This is a genomic window from Blastocatellia bacterium (assembly GCA_025054955.1).
Taxonomy (GTDB): domain Bacteria; phylum Acidobacteriota; class Blastocatellia; order HR10; family J050; genus JANWZE01.
The window spans coordinates 1-3664 of the sequence record JANWZE010000018.1; the positions used below are offsets into that span (position 1 = coordinate 1).

At 57.3% G+C, this 3664-nt stretch carries 4 protein-coding genes; 3 read left to right on the top strand and 1 reads right to left on the bottom strand.

The window, feature by feature from the left end; translation table 11 throughout:
• The first annotated feature begins 175 nt into the window (after positions 1 to 175).
• A complete protein-coding gene (locus NZ823_01535; GenBank protein ID MCS6803809.1) occupies positions 176 to 433 on the top strand; it encodes a hypothetical protein in 258 nt (85 codons plus the stop codon).
• A gap of 20 nt (positions 434 to 453) precedes the next feature.
• On the opposite strand, the gene NZ823_01540 is transcribed toward NZ823_01535, so the two are convergent.
• Positions 454 to 1242, bottom strand: coding sequence for a TonB family protein (locus NZ823_01540; GenBank protein ID MCS6803810.1), 789 nt, complete (start codon positions 1240 to 1242; stop codon positions 454 to 456).
• 364 nt (positions 1243 to 1606) lie between these two features.
• Here NZ823_01540 and NZ823_01545 point away from each other — a divergent pair, with 364 nt between their 5' ends.
• Together NZ823_01545 and NZ823_01550 are read left to right on the top strand one after the other, a co-directional pair.
• Positions 1607 to 2797: an aminotransferase class I/II-fold pyridoxal phosphate-dependent enzyme gene (locus tag NZ823_01545; GenBank protein MCS6803811.1), complete on the top strand. Its 1191-nt coding sequence runs from the start codon at positions 1607 to 1609 to the stop codon at positions 2795 to 2797.
• 597 nt (positions 2798 to 3394) lie between these two features.
• A partial coding sequence (locus NZ823_01550) for a TetR/AcrR family transcriptional regulator (GenBank protein MCS6803812.1) occupies positions 3395 to 3664 on the top strand: 270 nt, incomplete at its 3' end.

Here is a 3664-nt window from a genome sequence, read left to right on the forward strand (position 1 = left end):
CTCCTCGGTCGAGCAATGAAATGTTGGGAGCGCGTCCCATCAGCCGCAGTACAGCAAAAGAAGTGAACCTCGGATGCCAATCCTAACTTCAGCATCTAGCCCTGGAACCAGCGCCGGCACGGGCGACAGAGGCCGGTCAAGTCTGCCACTAGGCTCCTGGCTTTCCTAGGCGCAGATGTACAGCATCAAAGGGCACTGCCTTGGCTTTGCTCTGGCTCATCTCTTCGTTTCTCTCATGCGGTTCGCGTTGAAGCTACCAACTTCTATTAGCCTCATGCCATACACCCAACTCTTTGCGCCAGCGGTCGGTCGGACATTTTGGTATTTGCTCAGACCGACGGCGGCGCTCAGTCTGCCTCGCATCGGCGTCCTGGAGATCGTTTACTCAACGATCTTTTTGGTTCTGGTCTGGCTGGCCTACGCTCGCTCGTGAGTCTGGGCTGACGGTTGTGCTCATTCGCCCAGATGGAAGTTGAAAATCAACACACCGGTGACGCGGATGGGGATGCCGTTGAGCAGTGTCGGGCGGAATTTCCATTGCAGCGCAGCTTGTTGGGCAACTTGTCGAAACAGTGGGTGACCGCTGATAGCTTCAGCTTCGATCACATTGCCGGCTTCATCAATCACCACGTTGACGCTCACTGAGCCTTCCAGACGAGCCGCTCGCGCCGCTGCCGGGTACTGAGGCGTCACACGGCGGATAGCCTGACCTTGCAGCACGCCGGTACTAACGCGACGTGGCGTCGTTGGCGGCGGCGGTGGTGCTTCCAGTTTTGGTGCTGCCGGCGGGGGTGGCGGCGGCGTCGCTGTCGGGCTCAGAACTCCGCCGATCACCCCGCCAGGTACACCGCCGACCACGCCGCCGGGTACGCCGCCGGGCACACCACCAGGTACGCCACCAACGACCATCACTTCGGACACCTCTTCCAGGGTTGGTGGGAGCCGCTTCGGTACGACCGTTGGGGCAATGAATCCGGCGGGGATGACAATGGCTTTTTGCACCCTAGCCGGTGCCGTTACCGCTGATGCTGCCGGCGGGGGTGGCGGCGGCGGTGGCGGTGGCGGCGCAATCAGCGTCGCTTCGATGAATGCCTCGGCAAACTTGGGATTAGCCGTCAAAATGCCAACCACGACAATAGCAGAAAGAGCGAGCGCATAAAGAAAGGCCGTCAGAAGGAAGAACCATCTGACCGAACTTTTGTGCCTTCGCACGCCTGATTCGATGAGCGATTGTTCAAACATAGCGCCTCACTCCTATTGACGCATCATGGTGGCGGATAGTTCCCCATGCCATGACATAAATGAAAGGGCAAGTTGCGTGCCACATGATGGCAAGCGGGCTGGTGATCTATCAGGCCGCAGCGGTTGGTGTTAGAGCGCGCGATGATTGATACGCACCGCTGATTCGCGCCTTTTCTGTGCCGTTACTCGCACTGGCTGCGTACAATGCCCCACAGCCGCGCCAGCGGGCAGTGACGTTTGCTGCGGTTGTGGCGCTAACGTCTGTCGCCGGTTGTAGTAAAGTGGCGCTGCGTGAGAGTTTCAGCAATGGTATGAGCTTTGCCTATTGATTAACTCCGTCGTAATTCTGAATGGGGAGGTTGGCATGGAGCAAACAGAGGCACGATATGGCGATTCGACAATGGCGATTCATGGTGGAAGAAGAATTACGGATGCCGCCCGCGCCTTGAGTATGCCACTCTATTTGACTTCAACGTTCGCATTTGATAGCGCTGAACAAGGAGCCGAACTCTTTGCTCATCGCGCGGACGGCTACATCTATTCACGCTTGGGGAACCCCACGGTCGAAGCGACCGCCTCGAAAATAGCGGCCTTGGAAGGCGGCCAAGCGGCGCTGTTGACCAGTTCGGGCATGGCAGCCGTTTCGACGGTGCTTTGTTCGTTGTTAGCGCCCGGACAACAAGTCGTGGCCGGACGTGTCCTATATGGAAGCACGCTGGTGTTGCTCAATCGAATGGAGCGACGCTGTGGCATGAGCGTGCGGCACGTAGATGCCACCAATCTGGATGACGTCCGCTCGGCCGTTGGATTGATGACCCGCGTGGTCTATATTGAGACGCCTGACAATCCATTGTTGGGCATCGCGGATATTGCTGCCATTGCCGAAATTGCTCACAAAGTCGGCGCGTGCCTTGTCGTGGACAACACGTTTGCCACGCCATGTAATCAGCGTCCGTTGGCGCTTGGCGCTGATCTGGTAATTCATAGCGCCACCAAATATCTGGGTGGCCATGGCGACCTGATCGCCGGCGTGATCGTTGGCTCAAATGAGCTGATTTCGCTGATCCGAGACGAGCTGCGCGAGAAGGGCGGCATCTGTGAGCCGTTCACTGCATGGTTGTTACAACGCGGCCTGAAAACGCTGGCGCTGCGCATGGAGCGGCATAATGCCAACGGATTAGCCATCGCACAATTTCTGCAACGGCATCCGAAAGTCGCGCGCGTCTTTTATCCCGGTTTGGAGACCAGCCCATATCATGCAGTCGCGCGTCGTCAAATGAAGGGATTTGGCGGCGTGTTGTCCTTTGAATTGAAAGGCGGATTGACGGCGGCTATCCGATGCGTCAATGCGGTGAAGCTGTGCACGCGGGCTGTGAGCCTCGGCGATGCGGAAACGCTGATTGAGCATCCAGCTTCGATGACACATGCCGCAGTGCCGCCGCAAGAACGACTGGCGGCTGGCTTGACAGATGGACTGGTACGGCTGGCCGTCGGCATCGAGGATGTGGATGACATCATCGCCGATTTGAATCAAGCCCTGTCGGTCTGTGATTGAAGGCTGTGATTTGAGTCAGGAGTCAGGAGCCAGAAGGCAGGAGCGAATCGCCCTTGCATGGTCGGTTCAAGTCTAGCGTTTTGAGCTGAGCGAGCTCCGAGCAGCGGCGGCTTCATCGCCACGGCATGCACTAATACCAATCGTGGAAAAAAACACGTTCGTTGTAGGGGCGTCCCTCACCCGTTTTCCCATCAACTCGTTCATGCTGTCCAATCACTGGCTACGAACGCGCTGCTTTGGCGCTTCCGGAACGCGCCACGACGGGACTCAGTCGGCTGCTGCAGGCGCTGCGCGTTATCTTCTCTGAGACCGCTTACGTGGGTCGGTAGAAACGAGTGTAGCATGAGTAAGCAATCCCAAATGGCCTCAGAAGATCATAGACTGCCGCTTGAGGCATTCTCCTACTGCTCTGCATGTCGCTTCATCAAACATGGCTTTTCTTTGGACGATTGGTAATAGTTCGCAGCAGTCTGTCTCTTCATGCGCAACTGGTAGGATGTTGGGAGTGCGGCTGCCAATTCAAGGCATCGGCTGATTCGCGGCTTTGGCTTAACTGACCGGTCTGTGCTATGGTTGCGCTGGAGCGCACGACAGGAAATGACGAGCCGCAATCAGAAGGGCAGACAACCGGTCACGCCCAAAGGCAAGTCCTGCCGGGAAAAGTTACTGGCAGTTGCTAAGGAAGTATTCGAAGAGAGAAATTACCACGAGGCCTCTGTCGTTGAGATCTGCCGGCGCGCGCAGGTGGCCAACGGGACGTTCTATCAGTATTTCAGCAACAAAGAGGCTGTTCTCCTAGAGCTGGCTGCCCGACTCAGTAAGCAGTTGGAGTCGCAGCTTCGAGCGGCCTTGCATGCCGATGGTGAT

Bases quoted from the DNA above. Each gene is read 5' to 3' on its own strand.
- NZ823_01535 (MCS6803809.1), top strand. From the start codon at position 176: ATGTACAGCATCAAAGGGCACTGCCTTGGCTTTGCTCTGGCTCATCTC.
- NZ823_01540 (MCS6803810.1), bottom strand. From the start codon at position 1,242: ATGTTTGAACAATCGCTCATCGAATCAGGCGTGCGAAGGCACAAAAGT.
- NZ823_01545 (MCS6803811.1), top strand. From the start codon at position 1,607: ATGGAGCAAACAGAGGCACGATATGGCGATTCGACAATGGCGATTCAT.